The 17,082-nt window shown below is 67.8% G+C and carries 16 protein-coding genes; 10 read left to right on the top strand and 6 right to left on the bottom strand.

What is annotated here, in order from left to right; genetic code table 11:
- Positions 1 to 32: 32 nt before the first annotated feature.
- The 4 genes from ACWZHB_RS31810 to ACWZHB_RS31825 all read left to right on the top strand — a co-directional run bounded on the left by ACWZHB_RS31810 (position 33) and on the right by ACWZHB_RS31825 (position 4,157).
- Positions 33 to 1,316 carry an MFS transporter gene (locus ACWZHB_RS31810; RefSeq protein WP_427905413.1) on the top strand — a complete coding sequence of 428 codons (1,284 nt, stop codon included), beginning with the start codon at positions 33 to 35 and terminating at the stop codon, positions 1,314 to 1,316.
- A gap of 258 nt (positions 1,317 to 1,574) precedes the next feature.
- Positions 1,575 to 2,888 carry a citrate synthase gene (locus ACWZHB_RS31815; RefSeq protein WP_101464504.1) on the top strand — a complete coding sequence of 438 codons (1,314 nt, stop codon included), beginning with the start codon at positions 1,575 to 1,577 and terminating at the stop codon, positions 2,886 to 2,888.
- Positions 2,889 to 2,952: 64 nt separating this feature from the next.
- A complete protein-coding gene (locus ACWZHB_RS31820; protein ID WP_427905414.1) occupies positions 2,953 to 3,312 on the top strand; it encodes an FKBP-type peptidyl-prolyl cis-trans isomerase in 360 nt (119 codons plus the stop codon).
- Positions 3,313 to 3,530: 218 nt separating this feature from the next.
- The gene (locus ACWZHB_RS31825) at positions 3,531 to 4,157 is read left to right on the top strand and encodes a hypothetical protein (protein WP_427905415.1); all 627 of its coding nucleotides are present in this window, start codon (positions 3,531 to 3,533) and stop codon (positions 4,155 to 4,157) included.
- A 50-nt stretch (positions 4,158 to 4,207) separates the two neighbouring features.
- Here the strand turns inward: ACWZHB_RS31825 and ACWZHB_RS31830 are convergent, their stop codons facing one another.
- Positions 4,208 to 5,365 (bottom strand): YhgE/Pip domain-containing protein, encoded by a 1,158-nt coding sequence (locus tag ACWZHB_RS31830; RefSeq protein WP_427905416.1) that lies wholly within the window; start codon positions 5,363 to 5,365, stop codon positions 4,208 to 4,210.
- Positions 5,366 to 5,643: 278 nt separating this feature from the next.
- Here ACWZHB_RS31830 and ACWZHB_RS31835 point away from each other — a divergent pair, with 278 nt between their 5' ends.
- Both ACWZHB_RS31835 and ACWZHB_RS31840 read left to right on the top strand, forming a co-directional pair.
- Positions 5,644 to 6,306: a hypothetical protein gene (locus ACWZHB_RS31835; protein WP_427905417.1), complete on the top strand. Its 663-nt coding sequence runs from the start codon at positions 5,644 to 5,646 to the stop codon at positions 6,304 to 6,306.
- Positions 6,307 to 6,403: 97 nt separating this feature from the next.
- Positions 6,404 to 6,550: a hypothetical protein gene (locus ACWZHB_RS31840; protein ID WP_427905418.1), complete on the top strand. Its 147-nt coding sequence runs from the start codon at positions 6,404 to 6,406 to the stop codon at positions 6,548 to 6,550.
- 51 nt (positions 6,551 to 6,601) lie between these two features.
- Here the strand turns inward: ACWZHB_RS31840 and ACWZHB_RS31845 are convergent, their stop codons facing one another.
- The 3 genes from ACWZHB_RS31845 to ACWZHB_RS31855 are packed head-to-tail and all read right to left on the bottom strand — an operon-like array spanning position 6,602 to position 10,713.
- Positions 6,602 to 7,963, bottom strand: coding sequence for a HAMP domain-containing sensor histidine kinase (locus ACWZHB_RS31845; RefSeq protein WP_427905419.1), 1,362 nt, complete (start codon positions 7,961 to 7,963; stop codon positions 6,602 to 6,604).
- Positions 7,960 to 8,664 (bottom strand): response regulator transcription factor, encoded by a 705-nt coding sequence (locus ACWZHB_RS31850; RefSeq protein WP_427909367.1) that lies wholly within the window; start codon positions 8,662 to 8,664, stop codon positions 7,960 to 7,962. The genes ACWZHB_RS31845 and ACWZHB_RS31850 overlap by 4 nt, the downstream gene beginning before the upstream one ends.
- Before the next feature lie 9 nt (positions 8,665 to 8,673).
- Positions 8,674 to 10,713, bottom strand: a complete 2,040-nt coding sequence (locus ACWZHB_RS31855; RefSeq protein ID WP_427905420.1) for an AMP-binding protein — start codon at positions 10,711 to 10,713, stop codon at positions 8,674 to 8,676.
- A gap of 319 nt (positions 10,714 to 11,032) precedes the next feature.
- On the opposite strand from ACWZHB_RS31855, the gene ACWZHB_RS31860 reads away from it, so the two are divergent.
- From ACWZHB_RS31860 to ACWZHB_RS31875, 4 genes are read left to right on the top strand one after another with little or no spacing between them, the layout of a single operon-like run.
- Entirely contained in the window at positions 11,033 to 14,824 is a 3,792-nt protein-coding gene (locus ACWZHB_RS31860) for a HAMP domain-containing sensor histidine kinase (protein WP_427905421.1), read from the top strand.
- On the top strand, positions 14,821 to 15,234 hold the full coding sequence (locus tag ACWZHB_RS31865) for a roadblock/LC7 domain-containing protein (protein ID WP_011207200.1): 414 nt from the start codon (positions 14,821 to 14,823) through the stop codon (positions 15,232 to 15,234). The genes ACWZHB_RS31860 and ACWZHB_RS31865 overlap by 4 nt, the downstream gene beginning before the upstream one ends.
- 7 nt (positions 15,235 to 15,241) lie before the next feature.
- Positions 15,242 to 15,616, top strand: a complete 375-nt coding sequence (locus tag ACWZHB_RS31870; protein ID WP_056818578.1) for a DUF742 domain-containing protein — start codon at positions 15,242 to 15,244, stop codon at positions 15,614 to 15,616.
- Positions 15,597 to 16,199: a GTP-binding protein gene (locus ACWZHB_RS31875; protein WP_174551063.1), complete on the top strand. Its 603-nt coding sequence runs from the start codon at positions 15,597 to 15,599 to the stop codon at positions 16,197 to 16,199. Before ACWZHB_RS31870 ends, ACWZHB_RS31875 begins: the two co-directional genes overlap by 20 nt.
- A gap of 50 nt (positions 16,200 to 16,249) precedes the next feature.
- On the opposite strand, the gene ACWZHB_RS31880 is transcribed toward ACWZHB_RS31875, so the two are convergent.
- Together ACWZHB_RS31880 and ACWZHB_RS31885 are read right to left on the bottom strand one after the other, a co-directional pair.
- On the bottom strand, positions 16,250 to 16,783 hold the full coding sequence (locus tag ACWZHB_RS31880) for a hypothetical protein (protein WP_427905422.1): 534 nt from the start codon (positions 16,781 to 16,783) through the stop codon (positions 16,250 to 16,252).
- Positions 16,780 to 17,058 carry a helix-turn-helix transcriptional regulator gene (locus tag ACWZHB_RS31885; protein ID WP_427905423.1) on the bottom strand — a complete coding sequence of 93 codons (279 nt, stop codon included), beginning with the start codon at positions 17,056 to 17,058 and terminating at the stop codon, positions 16,780 to 16,782. Before ACWZHB_RS31885 ends, ACWZHB_RS31880 begins: the two co-directional genes overlap by 4 nt.
- Positions 17,059 to 17,082: the final 24 nt, after the last annotated feature.

The following is a 17,082-nucleotide window of genomic DNA, read 5'->3' on the forward strand; positions in this document are numbered from 1 at the left end:
ATGACCACACGGATGTGGCTAATCTGCGGTGAGTGAAGCTGCTCGCCGACACCGAACCACTGCGCAATCGCGACTATCGCAGACTCTGGACGACCAATATCGTCACCGTCATCGGCGCGCAGCTCTCGGTGGTCGCGGTGCCGCAGCAGATCTTCCAGATCACCGGCAGTTCCGGTTACGTCGGCTTGGCCGGTCTCTTCGGTCTGGTTCCGCTGGTGGTGTTCGGGCTGTGGGGCGGCGCGCTCGCCGATGTGATGGATCGGCGGACCCTGCTCGTCATCACGACGGCAGGTACGGGTCTGACCACTGTCGCGTTCTGGGTGCAGGCCGCGCTCGGGGTGAACAATGTGTGGGTCGTTCTCGGGCTTTTCGCGATTCAGCAGGCGTTCTTCGCGGTCAATCAGCCCACCCGTAGCGCCCTGGTCGCCCGGTTGCTGCCGCCGGAGCAGATGGCCTCGGCCAGTTCGCTGAGCATGACCGTGTTCCACGTCGGCGCGATCGCGGGACCGGTGCTGGCCGGGCTGCTCATTCCGGTGATCGGGCTGTCCACGCTGTATCTGATCGACGCGATCGCCCTGCTCGCGACGCTGTGGGCGGTCTGGCAGTTGCCCGCCTTCCCGCCGACCGGTGCGCAGCGCCGGGCCGGGCTGCGCACCGTGCTCGACGGCTTCCGCTACCTCGCTGGGCAGCGCATCCTGCTCGCCTCGTTCGTCGTCGACCTGATCGCCATGGTGTTCGGCCTTGCCCGCGCGCTGTATCCGCAGATCGCGCATGAGACCTTCCACGATCCGGCCGAAGGCGGCGTGGCCCTCGGCCTGCTGTTCGCGGCGATGGCGGTCGGGTCGGTGCTGGGCGGGGTGTTCTCCGGGTGGATTCCGCGCGTGCGCAGGCAGGGGCTGGCGGTGCTCGTGTGCATCGCGATCTGGGGCGTGACGATGGTCGGGTTCGGCCTGGCGGTGGGGTTGGCCGGGCGGTGGTTCGGGCTTGGCGTGTGGCTGGCGATCGCGGTGGTGTTCCTGGCGCTCGGCGGCGCGGCCGACATGGTCTCGGCAGCCTTTCGCACGGCTATGTTGCTCAATGTGTCCACCGACGAGATGCGCGGGCGTTTGCAGGGCGTGTTCATCGTGGTCGTCGCAGGTGGGCCGCGGATCGGTGATGTTGCCCACGGTTTCGCGGCGGCGAGCATGGGTACTGCTGTAGCTGCCGCCGGTGGCGGCGTGCTGGTGGTGCTCGGCGTGGTGCTCGCCGCGCTGGCCTTCCCCGCCTTCGTGCGTTACCGAGTAGCTCGCGCACACTCCGCGCCGGCAGCGAATTGAGTTGTGCGGCAATCGGATTCGAGCACCGATTCCGTTCGCGACAGCGCCGTCGCGGGCAGGCTGGGTACAGGTACGGAAAAGGGGATCGGCGCAGGTCCCCGGCCCCGCATCGACCTCACCGCCGCACGCGGCCGGTGTGAGAACCGGACAGGACAACCCTGATTGCTTGCCCTGTCCGAACAACAGCTAGCGTTAGCGCAAGTGCACCTGTGCCGACCGCATCGGTGCCTACGGTTCTAGCCTGAGAGGGATCCTTCCGTGCCCGCTGAGAACATCACCAACGTCACCGAAGACGCCAAGGCGGTACTCCAGTACCCCGGTGGCGAGTTCCCGATCTCGGTCACCAAGGCCGCGGAGGGTAACGACGGGCTCGACTTGGGCAAGCTGCTGGCCAGCACCGGTTACGTCACCTATGACCCCGGTTTCATGAACACCGCGTCGACCAAGTCGGCGATCACCTACATCGACGGTGAAGCGGGCATCCTGCGCTACCGCGGCTACCCGATCGACCAGCTGGCGGGCCGCTCGACCTTCATCGAGGTCAGCTACCTGCTCATCTACGGCGAGCTGCCGACCCAGGCCCAGCTCGACGATTTCACCGATCGCATCCGTCGCCACACCCTGCTGCACGAGGACCTGAAGCGGTTCTTCGACGGCTTCCCGCGCAACGCGCACCCCATGCCGGTGCTGTCGTCCGCGGTGAACGCGCTGTCGGCGTACTACCAGGACTCGCTGGACCCGCGCGATCCCGAGCAGGTCGAGCTGTCGACCATCCGCCTGCTGGCGAAGCTGCCGACCATCGCGGCCTACTCGTACAAGAAGTCGGTCGGCCAGCCGTTCCTCTACCCCGACAACTCGCTGTCGCTGGTCGAGAACTTCCTGCGGATGACCTTCGGGTTCCCCGCCGAGCCGTATGAGGTCGACCCCGAGGTCGCCGCCGCGCTCGACATGCTGCTGATCCTGCACGCCGACCACGAGCAGAACTGCTCCACCTCGACCGTGCGCCTCGTCGGCTCCTCCGACGCCAACCTGTTCACCTCGGTATCCGGTGGCATCAACGCGCTGTGGGGCCCGCTGCACGGCGGCGCCAACCAGGCCGTGCTCGAGATGCTCGACGAGATCAAGGCCAACGGCGGCGACGTCAAGGAATTCATCCGCAAGGTCAAGAACAAGGAAGACGGCGTGAAGCTCATGGGCTTCGGGCACCGCGTCTACCGCAACTACGACCCGCGCGCGACGCTGGTCAAGCAGGCCGCCGACAAGATCCTGTCGAAGATCGGCGGCGACGACCAGCTGCTCGACATCGCCAAGCAGCTCGAAGAGGCCGCCCTCACCGACGACTACTTCGTGTCGCGTCGCCTGTACCCGAACGTCGACTTCTACACCGGCGTCATCTACCGGGCCATGGGCTTCCCGACCCGCATGTTCACCGTGCTGTTCGCGATGGGCCGGCTGCCGGGCTGGATCGCGCACTGGCGTGAGATGCACTCCGAGCCGCTCAAGATCGGCCGCCCGCGCCAGATCTACACCGGTTACGGCGAACGCGACTATCGTGCGATCGACAACCGCTAGTTTCAATCGGCTGTTGTTGGACACTTTTGTTGGGTAAAGCAATCTATCGAAGGGGATAGCCCGCATGACCAAGCCGGAGATCGATTTCCAGGAGGGCCCCGCGCCCACCGAGCTCGTCATCACCGACCTCATCGAGGGCGAAGGCAAGGAAGCGGTGGCCGGTGGCACCGTCGAGGTGCACTACGTCGGCGTCGAGTTCGACAACGGTGAGCAGTTCGACTCCTCCTGGGATCGCGGCGAATCCATCACCTTCCCGCTGCGCGGCCTGATCCAGGGCTGGCAGGACGGCATTCCCGGCATGAAGGTCGGCGGCCGTCGTCAGCTGACCATCCCGCCGGAGCTCGCCTACGGCTCCGCCGGTTCGGGCCACGCGCTGTCGGGCAAGACCCTGGTCTTCGTGATCGACCTGCTCAACGCGAGCTGATCTCAGCTTTCCCGGCCCGTACCTCCGCACGGAGGTACGGGCCGTCGCTGTTTCAGGGGTAAAGACTCCCGGCCTCTCGGCGCGGGGTAATGTGCCCCGCGTATGACGGAGCTTGCGCTCCCGCGTGATTCGTTGCCAATGCGTTGTCCATGACAGTGACTTGTTCGATTCGCCCGGGGCCGGGTTCTTCGGGAGTTTCGGGAGGGAGATTCTCGATCATGTTCCAACACCATCTTGTTCGCCGTGCGCTGGCGGTGGCGCTACCCGTCGCGATGGGGCTCGCCGGGGCCGGTGTGTGCTCGGCGGAGGCCGATCAGCAGACGCAGTACGCGGCCGGACTGTCGAGCGCGGGGCAGGGGTTCCGCACCACTGTCGCCCCGGATCTGCGGACCGTTTCCGCGTCGGTCGACGAGGGCAGGTTCCTGCTCGCACCCGATGTGGGCCGGGTGATCGTCGAGTCGGCGACCGGCGATCCGATCGGCGAGATCCCCACCTCGTTCACCACGGTCAGCGGCAATGTGATCGCCATGGCGACCGAGATCGCGGCCGACGGGCGAAGCATGACGGTGACCCCGCGGCCCACCGCGGCGGCGAGCGAGGAACTGAAGAGCATCGCGACCTCGCCCACCGCGCAATTCCCCGACCCGGTCCAGAACGCCGCCGCCGTCGGCGCGGGCATCGGCGTGATCGTCGCCGCCGTCGTGTGTATCCCGATGATCACCACGATGATCCTCTACCTGCCGTGCGTCGGCTTGGTGGGTCTGCCGAACGCGTTGGTCGGCGCGTTGATCGGCGCGGTGGTCGGGGTGGCCGCGCCGGACATCATCCCGCAGGTGCTGCCCTGATCTCCGAAAATCGTTGCGGCCCGGTCGGCATCGACCGGGCCGCAGTGCGTTCACTCCCGAACGACTTCCACGGGGTCGGTGAGTGCCAATGCGAGGGCGGACTGTTGCGACTGGCCGCGTGGGGGGAGGGCTTCGAGGGCCTTGGCGGTTTGGGTGTTGAGGTTGCCGACGATGTTCTGCAGAGCGCCTACGCCACCGGTGAGTTGTTCGATGGCCGAAACAAGTTGGGCGCCACCCTCTTCGGCGAGAGTGGGCAGACCCTTGGCCAGTTCGGCGCCCTGCGTGAGCTGGTCGCGGGCGCTGTTGAGGCGGGCGACGACGGTGCGCAGGAGGGTCCCGAGGTCGGTATTGGGATCGACTGCGGCGCCGGTCAATTCGCTGAGCCCGTCGAGTTGAGTGCCTGCCTGAGTCGAAACCCCGCGTAGTGCTTCGAGTTTGGTGATGATGTCGGCCAGCTGCGGGTCGCCCGCGAAGGGGAGGGCTCGCAGTAGCGGCAGGATCTGGTCGAGGCCAGAGCCCAAGGCGGCCGCACTGCTCTGCACGCCCGCGATGGTGACGCCGGTGGCGCCGAGCGCGTCGGCCAGCTGGTTGGCCTGTTTGGCCGCGCCGTCGACCGTCTGATTCAGCAGCTCGATGGCCGAAGTGAGTTGGCCCGCGCCCTCTTTCGCGTAGTCGAGGAAGCCGAGCATCTCCTGTGCGCCGCCACTGAACTGGCCTGCGCCGTCCGCTGCCGCGTTCACGCCCGCGCTGAGTAGCTGGGCGGTGAATTGGACGGAGGTCATCTGGTTGCGCGCCTGCGAGACGGCGGCGAGTGCGGCGTCGACGCCGGACGCGCCGATCCGGTGGGTCACCGCGTCGACCGCGCCGTTCACCGTGTTCGTATCGGCGTCGTCGTGGGTGGTGACGGTGACCTTGGCGCGCTTGGGTTCCGGGGTGGCCAGGGTGGCCATCGACGCGGTGAGATCGGCGGGCAGGGTGATCACGGCGGCATAGTCGCCCGCCTCGATCTCGCCGGGCTTCGCGACCGTCCATTCGTAGCCGCCCGCGTCCTGCACCGCCTTGGCCACCCGTTCACCGGTGGGCCCGGAATCGGCGTTGACGAGCGCGATCCCGGTCGGTGCGGCATCCTTGCCCGTGCAGGCGACGGCACCGCCCGCCAGCGCGAGGGCGGTGGCAAGGCAGAGCAGACGGGCGCGTTTGTCGATCACATCGGCGACGGTAACCGCAGACTCGGTCGCCGACTGTGGGAGATGTCTGAGAGTTCGTTGAGGAAGGCCGGATCGCAGGTAGCTGCAGGGATGCCGACCGGTGGAGGCGAACGATCGCCGGTTGATAGCTAGCAGTTCAAACTATGCCGTGTGTCACAACATGTTTCGCTACCCCGTGGTGGTTCGGTACAACTCTCGAGTCAATCGACATCGAGATTTTTTCGATTCGTCCGGGGGGTTCGGGGATTCTTCGGAAGCATCGGGAGGGAGAACCGAACATGTTCAGCCACAACATCACTCGCGCGGGTCGCCGGGCGGTCTTCGCCGCACTGCCGCTCGTCGTCGCCGCCTCGCTCGTCACCACGGGCACCGCGGCCGCCGAGGTCACCGCCGAACGTCAGGCCGAGATCGCGACCGGGCTCGGTGGCGAGGGCGTCGCCGACGGCATCGGCTACAAGACCGTCGTCTCGCCGGACCTGCGCACCATCTCCGCGACCGTCGACAACGGCCGCTTCGTGCTCTCGCCCGACTCCACCAAGGTCGATGTCGTCTCCGCCACCGGCGCCAAGGTCAGCGAGTTCCCGCTGGCGATGGCCACCGTCGGCGGCAACAACATCGCGCTTGCCTCGGTGATCTCCGAGGACGGTCGCACGGTGCAGATCGCGCCGCAGCTCTCCGCCGCCACGACCGCCGAGCTGAAGAGCATCGCCACCAACCCCGAGGCCGGCAACCACGACCCCGTCCAGAACGGCGCGGCCGCCGGTGCCACCATCGGCTTCCTGACCGCGGCGATCCTGTGCATCCCGGGCCTGGCCGCGTTCATCATCGGCTACTTCCTGTGCGCGTTCACCTCGGGCGTGTCCTTCGCGATCACCGGTGCGGTGCTCGGTGCGGTGATCGGGCTGGTCATCCCGGAGTCGATCCCGCAGGTTCTCCCCTGATTTCCGCTTCAGTCGCTGGGCGTTAACTGTGCGGTAGTCTCGCGAGTGTCTTCACCCCGTGCCGATCAGGCGCGGAACTCACGAGAGTGGAGGTTCGATGTCTGACACCGACGATGTCAAAGCCAAGGCCAAAGCTGAGGCCGAGAAGATCGAGGCGGAAGCGAAGAAGGCAGCGGCCAACGTGAAGGAAGCTGCCGAGCGCGCGGCGGGCAGAGTGAAGGACGCATTCAAGAGCGACAAGTAGTAGCGAGGTCAGCCCCGCACCCACCATCACCGTGGGTGCGGGGCTTTCGTGTTACTGGCGGGGCGGCCGAACCGGTAGGTCGATCACCAGGCGGGCGCCACCGAGCGGGCTCTGTTCGAAGTACGCGAGCCCGCCGTGCAGCTGGGCCTGCTGAGCGACCAGCGCCAGTCCGAGGCCCGAACCGCCCTTGGTGGCGTTGGCGCCACGCGCGAACCGCGCGAACACGGCCTCGCGTTCCTCGGGCGCGACGCCGGTGCCGTTGTCGTCGACGGCGATGACGATCCGGCCGTACGGCGTGCGGTGCGCCGAGACGACCGCGGTAGTGGCGCCACCGTGTCTGACCGAATTGGTGAGCGCGTTGTCGACGGCGAGGCGCAGGCCTGCGGGCAGACCGCGGGTCACCAGTTCGGCGTCGGTGTCGATGCGCACCGACAGGCCGGGGTTGTGTCGCATGGCGTCGTGGGCGGCCTGGTCGCACAGGTCGGCGACATCGGTGGGGACGTGGTCGGCCTCGGCGGTGAGATCGCCGCGGGCGAGGCGCTCCAGCGCGGACAGGGTGGTCTCCACCCTGGTCTCGTTGCGGGCGAGGTCGTCGAGGATCTCGCGGCGCTGATCGTCGGTGAGGTCAAGGGTGCGCAGGACCTCGAGATCGGTGCGAAGCGCGGTGAGGGGCGTGCGTAGTTCGTGGGCGGAGACGGCGGCGAAATCCCGGGCTGTTTCGAGCGCGGCGGCGGTCTCGGCCTGGGCCTGGTCGACACGGGCCAGCATGGTGTTCACCGCGTCGGCCAGCTTCACCGCCTCGTCGACACCGGAACCGTCGACCGGTTGCGCGGGATCGCCCGGCTCGCCGACCGCGGACACCTGCCTGGTGAGCTTCACGATCGGGCCGACCGCGCGCCCGGCGAGCAACCAGCCGAGCGCCGCCGCGGCCGCCACCGCGATCGCCGCGCCCGCGAGTACCCAGCGCTGCTGGTCGTCGGTCGCCTTGGTCGCCTCGGTGGTCGGAATCGCCAGGGAGACAGTGCGACCCGCCGGCTGGTTCTCGGTCGTGGTGAGCACCCGGTAGGGCTGGTCGTGCAGCACGACGGTCTGCGATCCCGGCGGCAGATCCGGCAGCTGGGTCGAGCTCGACGCGGTGACCTGGCCGTCGTCGCGCACCGTGAGTGCCATCGTGTTCTGCAGGCCGGTCAGATTGACGAAACCGGTGGCGAGCACCGGCTCGATCAGCACGATGCGCGAAGCGATTTCCAGTTGCTGATCGGTTTGGGTGACATTATTGCGTTCGATTGCCTGGAAACCCACGAAAGCGGCGATCGTGACGATGATGACGGCACCCGCCGCGGCCGCCCCCGCCACCCTTGTCCGGAGCGAAAACGATTGTCTGCGACGACGTTTGGAAGGTGCGGAGATCATTTCGATTCCCGGAGTACGAAACCCACCCCGCGAATCGTGTGCAAAATCCTTGGCGTGTCATCTATTTCGAGTTTCCGGCGCAGGTATCCGACGAACACATCCACCACATTCGTGTCGGCTATGAAATCGTAACCCCACACCAATTCCAGCAGCCGTTCGCGCGTCAACACCACACCGGCATTGCGGGCCAGAGTGGACAGCAATTCGAATTCCCTTTTGGTGAGCTCGATTTCGCGTCCGTGCAGTAGTGCGCGATAGCCGGCGACATCGACAAGCAGTGGCCCGACGGTCAGGGCGCCGGGGGCGACCGGGTCGGGTGTGTCGGTGCGGCGGCGCAGCAGGGCCTTGATCCTGGCCACCAGTTCGGCCAGCTCGAACGGCTTCACCAGATAGTCGTCGGCGCCCGACTCCAGGCCCGCGATCCGGTCGTCTACCGAGGCACGGGCGCTCAGCACGCAGATGGGCACGTCGTTGCCCATCGCCCGCAAGGCGGTGACCACGCCCGCGCCGTCGAGGACGGGCATGTTCATGTCGAGAACCACCGCGTCGGGCGCCTGCTCGGCGACGGCCCGCAGCGCGGCGCCACCGTCGCGCGCGACGAGCACGCGGAACCCGGACAGTCGCAGGCCACGTTCGACCGAGGCGAGAACGTCCTCGTCGTCATCGACGACGAGCACGGTAGAAGGAGTCACGCTGGTGATCTTAGGTGGTCACGGGGCAGGGGAGACCGGGTCGCCGTTCGGCTCGGGGGTCGGCGCCGGGTTCCCGAGCGGTGGGTTGGCGAGGATGCGGTCGGCGAGGGCGGTGAGGACGTTGGGATCCTCGATGGTGGCGGGGGTTTCGACGTGTTCACCGGCGGTGAGCTGGCGGATCGTCTTGCGCAGGATCTTGCCGGAGCGGGTCTTCGGCAGGCCGGTGACGATGATCGAGTCGTGCAGGGTGGCGATCGCGCCGATCTGACTGCGCACCCGCTCGTCGAGCTCGGCGCGCAACTGCCGCTGGTCGATCTCGACACCCTGTTTGAGCACCACATACGCCAGCGGGAGGCTGCCCTTGAGCTCGTCGGGCATGCCGATCACGGCACATTCGGCGACGGCGGCGTGCCCGGCGATGGCGGCTTCGATGCTGCCCGCCGACAGGCGGTGCCCGGCGATGTTGATCACGTCGTCGCTGCGCCCGAGGACGTAGAGGTAGCCGTCCTCGTCGAAGTAGCCCGCGTCGCCGGTCAGGTAGTGGCCGGGGAAGGCCGACAGGTACGAGCGGATGAAACGGTCCCGGTCCCGCCACAGCCCGGTCAGGCAGCCGGGGGGCAGTGGTAGCCCGATGACGATGTTGCCCTCGGTGCCCGCGGGTACCGCGTTGCCGTTCGCGTCGAGCACCCGCAGCCGGTAACCGGGCACCGGCACACTCGCCGAACCGGACTTGACCGGCAGTTCCTGCAGGCCGAGCGGATCGGCGCAGATGGGCCACCCGGTCTCGGTCTGCCACCAGTGATCGACCACCGGGGTGTCGGGGTGGTCGGCGAGCAGGATGTCGCTGGCCCAGTCGAAGGTGGCCGGGTCGAGGCGCTCGCCCGCGCAGAACAGCGCGCGCAGGCGGGACAGGTCGTAGCGATGGGCCGCGGTGGCCTCGGGGTCGGCGCGGCGGATCGCGCGCAACGCCGTCGGCGCGGTGAACAGCACCCGCACGTTGTGCTCGTCGACGATCCGCCAGAACGCCCCGGCGTCCGGGGTGCCGACGGGCTTGCCCTCGTAGAGCACCGTCGTCGCGCCGACCAGCAAGGGCGCGTAGACGATATAGGAGTGGCCGACCACCCAGCCCACGTCGGAGGCGGCCCAGAACACCTGACCGGGGCCGACGTCGTAGATATTGCGCATCGACCAGGCCAGCGCCACCGCGTGTCCGCCGTTGTCGCGCACCACGCCCTTCGGCTTCCCGGTGGTGCCGGAGGTGTAGAGGATATAGAGCGGATCGGTGGCGGCGACCGAGACCGGATCGGCGGGCGCCGTGCCCTCGACCGTGGCGTCCCAGTCGACCCAGCGGGCCGCGACGGTCTGTTCCGAGGACGGCAGCACGTCGGTGGCGGGCAGCGCGGCCGGGAACTCGATCGTCGTGAACTCGGGTCGCTGCTTGACGATCACCGTGCGCACCGACGCGGTCTCGGCGAGATCGAGCGCGGCCATCACGATCGGCGGGTATTCGATGCGGCGGTTGGGTTCGAGCCCGCCCGAGGCGGTGATGATCAGGACCGGCTCGGCGTCGTCGATGCGGGCGGCCAGTTCGGGCGCGGCGAACCCGCCGAACACCACCGAGTGCACCGCGCCGATGCGGGCACAGGCCAGCATCGCGATCACCGCTTCGGGGATCATCGGCAGATAGATCACCACCCGATCACCGGCCACCACACCGAGATCGCGCATGGCACCGGCGAACTCCGCCACGATGTCGAGCAATTCGGCGTAGGTGTAAATCGTGGTGGTGTCCGTCATAGCGGAGGCATATATGAGGGCGGGTTGATCGGCGTGTCCACCCTGGTCGACAGTGCCCGCCCGAACGTGGCGGTCCAGTGCGTTCACACAAGTATTGAGGCGCGCGTCCGGGAACCACCGGGCCGACCGCTTGTCGGCGGCATCCACGATCTGCTGCGGTTCGACATCCCACTCGATGCTCTGAGCTGCGGCGGACCAGAAGTCGGCTGGGTCGACCAGGCTGGTCTGATAGACCGGCCGGTACTCGTGTTCGGTGTCCAACCCCGTGACTCCCTAGCCTCGCTTCGATGCCCGCTCGATAGATCCAGATGATTGTGGCAGACTTCACGCGACACCCGAGGGGGTGCCGCGACCTTTGGTTTTGCCTACAACAGGCTGGTCATCGAGCGGACCTCGACCGGGAGTCAGCCAAGAAGTTATTGATCCGTTAGAATCCGATGTCACTTATTCGGGCAGTCGTAGACGCAATTTCTCGGCCAGCCGTAGTTCTCGGCCAGCAGCCACTGGCGAGCCACCATCGCGCCTGTGGAGGTTCGCCTCAGGCGTACGGTACGAGGCCAGTTTGGAAAGTGAGTGGGAGATGCGTGACGCCGCTAGGTCCGGCAGCAAACGCTGGGCGCTCGGCAACTGGGACCTGCGTTGGAAGGTTACGGCCGTGCTTGCCGTGCCCCTCGCGGTCGCGGTCGGGCTCGGCGTGTCGAGAATTACCTCCGAGTTCTCGGAGGCCAACCGGCTCTCCAGTATCAACGAGCAGGTAGACACGATTCCGACGGTCACTTCGCTGAGTGCTTCGACGGCGAAGGTGGCGGGCAGCCAATTGGTGCCTGCCGGTCCGGGGGTCACCCTGGTCACCGACAAGGACCTCACCGATCTCGACACCGCGATCAGCGTCGCCGAGGGGTCGCTCGGGCGGCTGACCGAGCTGCCGACCGCGCATGTCGCGCTCGAGCGGATGATCAAACAGGCCAAGAATGTGCGCGCGCAGGGCAAGGCGCTGTCGTCGTCGGCCGAGCCGGTGCTGGCCGGGGTCGAGCAGTTGACGCAGGACAGCGTCAGCATTGTGGAAGCCACCATCGCTCAGGTGAGCGATCCGGTGATGGACACGGCCAAATTGCGCCTGGTCGACTCGCTCAACACGCGTTCGGTGCTCGTCGACGAGCTCGCGGGCCTGTCCGAGTTGCTGCGTGGCCTCGACACGGGGACGCAGAACTTCCTCACCGGTGTCGCGACCGAGCGCCATCTGCTCGACGTACTGTCCAACCGCTTCCCGGACGGCGATCGAGTGATCGCCGACCTCAAGGCACAGACCGACGTCCGCCAGAACCTGATCAACGGTCCCGAGGTGGCTGCGGGCAAGCTGCCCGTCGGCGATCTGCGAACCTCGCTCTACTCGAGTCTGCAGACCTATGAAGGCGTCGTGAACGAGGCCACCAAGGCCATCGAGGTCTCGATGGACGAGCTCACCAGCTCGGCCGCCACCGGCGCCTGGACCTACACCGCGGTCGTGATCGCGACGATCCTGGCCGCGCTGTTGCTCGCGGTGTTCGTCGCCCGCTCGATGATCGTGCCGCTGCACCGCCTTCGCCTGGCCGCGCTGCGCGTCGCCGAGTCCGATCTGCCGCACGAGGTCGCCCAGCTCCGCAACGGCGCCGCGCCCGAGGACGTGCCGCTCGAGCCGATGCCGGTGCGCTCCGACGAGGAGATCGGCCAGCTCGCCCGCGCCGTCGACGATATCCACGGTCAGGCGCTGCGCCTGGCCAGCGACCAGGCGCAGATGCGTTCGCAGGTCAACGACATGTTCGAGACCCTGGCCCGCCGGTCCAAGTCGCTCGTCGACCATCAGCTCACCCTCATCGAGGCGATGGAGTACGACGAGAAGGACCCGCGCCTGCTCGAGAACCTCTTCCGGCTCGACCACCTCGCCGCGCGCATGCGCCGTAACGGTGACAACCTGCTGATTCTCGCGGGTACCAAGCAGCGCCGCACCAAGTCGGCACCGGTCGAGATCGCCGACGTCCTCCGTGCCGCGATCTCCGAGGTCGAGGACTACGAGCGGGTCAAGCTCGGCGCCACGCCGCGTGGCTCGCTGGTCGAACCGGCCGCCTCCGATATGGCGCACCTGTTCGCAGAGCTGCTCGACAACGCGCTGCGCGCCTCCCCGCCGGAGACCGACGTCAAGTTCACCTTCGCCCAGGCGCACGACCAGGGTCTGCTGATCGAGGTCGCCGACCGCGGCATCGGTATGCCGCCCGTGGAGATGTCGGAGATCAACCACCGGCTCGAGCAGACCGCCGAGCCCGGTCCCGACACCGCCCGCCACATGGGTCTGTTCGTGGTCGGCCGACTGGCCGAGCGGCACGGTCTCACCGTGCGCCTGCGCCCGACCTTCGATACCGCTCGCGATCCCGGCGTCACCGTCACCGTGCACGTGCCGGTCGGCCTGATCGTCTCGGGTGCCGGTGGGGCGGTGGTGCCACCGCATCAGCTGCAGAAGCAGCAGCAGGCGCCCGCGCCGGAACAGCAGCAGCGGCCGAACCCGCAGCAGCAGCCGAGCACCATGCAGACCCGCGCGATCACCCGCACCCCGGGTGGCAACATGATGGTCACCGTGGATCCCGGCGTCAGCGGGCCTGCTCCGGCGGGTGCGGGTGGCGGGTTGCCGCAGCGTCAGCCGGGTAACTCGATGGCTTCGGGGATGGCGCAGGACGCGACGGAGCAGTCGTCGCCGTCGTTGCGTCCGCCCGCGCCGGGCCAGGCGAACGTGCCGCAGCGCGGCAAGCTCGCCGCGGCGAATCTGCCCAAGCGCAATCTGGCACCGGGCGGGCCGCAGCGTCCGCCCGCCGGGCCGGGGCCGCAGGGTCCGGGTGAGCAGCAGCCGTCGCAGGCCGGTGGGCTGCCGCAGCGTCAGCCGGGTGCCAACGGCGCGCCGTCGCGGGATTCCGCGCAGCCGCCTGCGCAGCCGCAGCGTGATTCGGCACCGCTCCAGCGTGATTCGGCGCCACCGGCGCAGCGGGCGAGCACCCCCGGTGGTCTGCCCCAGCGTTCGCCCGGCGCCAACGGTGCCCCGCAGCGTGATCCGTCCGTCGGTCTGCCCCAGCGTGACCCGTCACCGCGACTACCGCAGCGTGATCAGTCCGGTGGGCTACCCCGCCTCGATTCGTCCGCCGGGCTCCCGCAGCGCGATCCCTCGACCGGGCTACCGCAGCGTGACCAGACCGGTGGCCTGCCGCAGCGTGACCCGGCAACGGGTCTGCCGCAGCGTGAAGCCGCGTCGCGTGATTCGGCACCGTCGACCGGCTTGCCGCAGCGTGCGCCGGGCGGCGCCGCACCGCAGCGTGATCCCGCGCCGCAGCGCGATTCCGAACCGGTGCAGCGTGATCCGTCGACCGGTCTGCCGCAGCGCGGCAACGCCGCCGGTGGGCTGCCGCAGCGGGAACCCACGCCGCGTCTGCCGCATCGGGACCAGTCGGGCGGCCTGCCCAGGCTCGATCCGACCGGCGGTCTCCCGCAACGTGAGCAGACCGGTGGGCTGCCGCAGCGTGATCCGTCCGGTGGGCTGCCGCAGCGTGATCCGGCGAACGGTCTGCCGCAGCGGGAGCAGACCGGTGGTCTGCCCCAGCGTGATCCGGCCAACGGCCTTCCGCCGCGTGCGCAGCCCGCCCGTCCGGCCAACGGCCTGCCGCAGCGCGCAACCCCTGCGCCGCAGCAGGATTCGGCCGACAACGGTCTGCCGCAGCGCGCCCCGGCCGCGGGTCAACCGCCGCAGGACGCGCCCAACGGACTGCCTCGACGTGCGGCTGCGCCGAATGGGCTGCCGCAGCGCGATCCCGGGGCTAGTGTTGTACCGCAGGCGAACGCCGGGCCAGGAGTGGCTCTGCCGCAACGGGATCGGGACCCTGCGGGGCCGGATAACGCTGCGTCGGCAGGGCGTGATCCGGGTCGGCACAGCTTCCGGTCCAATCCGGTCAAGGCTGCGTCGTTCTTCCAGACCAGGTTGCAGCCGGCACCCGAGGGTGATTCCGTGATGGGCGGAACGCCGATCTTCGCCGAGATGATGTCGGCGTGGCTCACGGACGAGAATTCCGACCGGAACCAGATGGCTGCCGCCTTCGAATCACCCGGTGACGAGGGTTGGCAGGCCGCTCGCGCGGCCAGCGAAGCCCAGTCCGAGGTGCGTACCGCCGCCGGCTTGCCACAACGCAGTCCGGGCGGAAGGCTCGTGCCGGGTGGTGTGAGCGGCACCGCCGATCGCACCCCGCCCCCGCGCGATCCCGCCACGATCCGCAACAGCCTGAGTCGTCACCAGCAGGGCGTCCGGGATGGCCGCGCAATGAAGGCAATGAACCTAACCGGAGATAAAGGAGACCGATGAACCCCGATCTAGGTGGTACGAACCGTCAGCTGGATTGGCTGGTTTCGAACTTCGCCAACGAGGTTCCTGGCGTAGCCCATGCCGTGCTGGTCTCGGCTGACGGACTTCTGATGGCCGCGAGCGCTCAGCTCCCGGTCGACCGCGCCGAGCAGCTGTCCGCCGTGACCGCCGGACTGGCGAGCCTATCCGTCGGCGTGTCGAATCTGTTCGAAGGCGGTACGGTACTCCAGTCCGTCGTCGAGATGGAGCACGGTTACCTGCTGCTCATGGCAGTCGGCGACGGCTCGTATCTCGCGGTCCTGACCAACACCTCGTGTGACATCGGTCAGGTCGGCTACGAAATGGCACTTCTGGTCGAGCGCGTTGGCCAGACAGTCCAGGCCACGCCTCGCGTCACGATGGGTTCCTGATGGTGGGATGGACATAGACGATCACCGCATGGGGAGCGCCGAGCCCAGCCTCGTCCGCCCGTACTCCTTGACTGCCGGCCGTACCAGGCCGGCGGTCGAGTTGGCGCTGGAGGCACTCGTAGCATCGCATCCGGTCGCCATGGAGCGGCAGTACGAACTGAACAACCTCGAAACGTCCATCGTGGAGTTGTGCAGGCAATCGCCGTCCGTTGCCGAGATAGCTGCCCAGCTGTACATCCCGATCGGGGTGGCCCGGGTACTCGTAGCCGATCTGATCGAGGCCGGCCACGTCCGGGTCTCGGCAACTTTGAAAGACGATTCCAGCGACGATGAACGTCGCGAGCTGATCGAAAGGGTTCTCAGTGGACTCCGGCGTATTTGATTCGACGGCGCAGGTCGACACCCGCACGGCCAAGCCGACTTCGGCGAAGATCGTGGTCGCCGGCGGCTTCGGTGTGGGTAAGACCACGATGGTCGGCGCGGTGTCGGAGATCGTTCCGCTGCGCACCGAGGCGTTGGTCACCAACGCCAGTACCGGAATCGACAACCTGACCGGTATTCCGCAGAAGTCGACCACCACGGTGGCGATGGACTTCGGCCGTATCAGCCTCGCCGACGACCTGGTCCTGTACCTGTTCGGTACGCCGGGCCAGTACCGGTTCTGGTTCATGTGGGACGACCTGATCCGCGGTGCCATCGGCGCCGTGGTGCTGGTCGACACCCGCAGGCTCGAAGACAGCTTCGCCGCTGTCGATTACTTCGAGGCCCGCGGGCTGCCGTTCCTGGTGGCGCTCAACGAGTTCGACGACGCGCCCAAGTACCCGCTCGAGGACATCCGCCAGGCCCTTGCGGTTCCCGCCGACGTGCCGATCATGTCGATCGACGCCCGTCGCCGGGAACCGGCCAAGCAGGCCCTGGTCGCCTTGACCGAGTACGCACTGCGCAAGGTCATGCAGGGCTACTGAGTGACGATGGACGGGGCTGTCGCGATGAAGGCCGCAGCCCCGCTCTTCGTTCAGGACTCGGGTTCGGGATCGGGCCGGTTCCAGCCGAGGATCATCGCAGGCGCACAGCCGCCTGCCATGATCGTGGCCAGCATCATCAATCCACCCGCGTAGGCGATGCGATAGGCGTCGGCCTCCGGTGAGAACGCGCTGCCGAAGATCAAGTACGCCAACGGCGCCATGGTCAGCGACTGGGTGAGCGCGAGTCCCGCCGAACGTGCCTTGTTGCGTTCGGTGATCTCCAGTTCGTCGAGCATCTGGTCGGGTGCGTGATCCTGGCCGCCCGACACGATCCGCAGCATCGTCCAGCTCGGCAGGAAAACCAGTGCCGAGACGACCGCGACCCCTGGCGCCCCGAACAGATCGAGCGCGCGCATCACTCCCGCGATCGCGATCCCGGCCAGCGCGATCGTCACGACTACGACGAGAATCCGTCGCCGACGCAGCGGCCGCCAGCTCTTCAGCATCCCCGCTGTCCGTTGCTCCTGGACGAGCCAGCGCCGGACCCGATAGTTCTGGTAGCGGTCGATGAGCGTGCTGGTCATGGCACTTCGCCTTTCGTGCGTGGGTAGAGCTCGGCCGACAACGGCCCGAATTCCTTGCGGGAGAAGACGGCTTCGATCGGTAGCGCGAACACATCGCAGATGCGCATCGCCAGATCGAGGCTCGGGTAGTGATCGCCACGCTCGAGCGCGCCGATCGTTTGGACATTGACGTCGACGGCCTCCGCAAGCGCCGCCCGGCTCATCCGATGCTCTGCGCGCACCACCGCGATGCGGTTGAAGATCGGTAGGGTTTCCCCTCGTCTGACTGGGCTCACCTAATGAAGTGTTGTAAAAACACA

It is taken from the genome of Nocardia sp. FBN12, from assembly GCF_054031145.1.

Bases quoted from the DNA above. Each gene is read 5' to 3' on its own strand.
- ACWZHB_RS31820 (WP_427905414.1), top strand. From the start codon at position 2,953: ATGACCAAGCCGGAGATCGATTTCCAGGAGGGCCCCGCGCCCACCGAG.
- ACWZHB_RS31825 (WP_427905415.1), top strand. From the start codon at position 3,531: ATGTTCCAACACCATCTTGTTCGCCGTGCGCTGGCGGTGGCGCTACCC.
- ACWZHB_RS31835 (WP_427905417.1), top strand. From the start codon at position 5,644: ATGTTCAGCCACAACATCACTCGCGCGGGTCGCCGGGCGGTCTTCGCC.
- ACWZHB_RS31840 (WP_427905418.1), top strand. From the start codon at position 6,404: ATGTCTGACACCGACGATGTCAAAGCCAAGGCCAAAGCTGAGGCCGAG.
- ACWZHB_RS31845 (WP_427905419.1), bottom strand. From the start codon at position 7,963: ATGATCTCCGCACCTTCCAAACGTCGTCGCAGACAATCGTTTTCGCTC.
- ACWZHB_RS31860 (WP_427905421.1), top strand. From the start codon at position 11,033: ATGCGTGACGCCGCTAGGTCCGGCAGCAAACGCTGGGCGCTCGGCAAC.
- ACWZHB_RS31865 (WP_011207200.1), top strand. From the start codon at position 14,821: ATGAACCCCGATCTAGGTGGTACGAACCGTCAGCTGGATTGGCTGGTT.
- ACWZHB_RS31870 (WP_056818578.1), top strand. From the start codon at position 15,242: ATGGACATAGACGATCACCGCATGGGGAGCGCCGAGCCCAGCCTCGTC.
- ACWZHB_RS31880 (WP_427905422.1), bottom strand. From the start codon at position 16,783: ATGACCAGCACGCTCATCGACCGCTACCAGAACTATCGGGTCCGGCGC.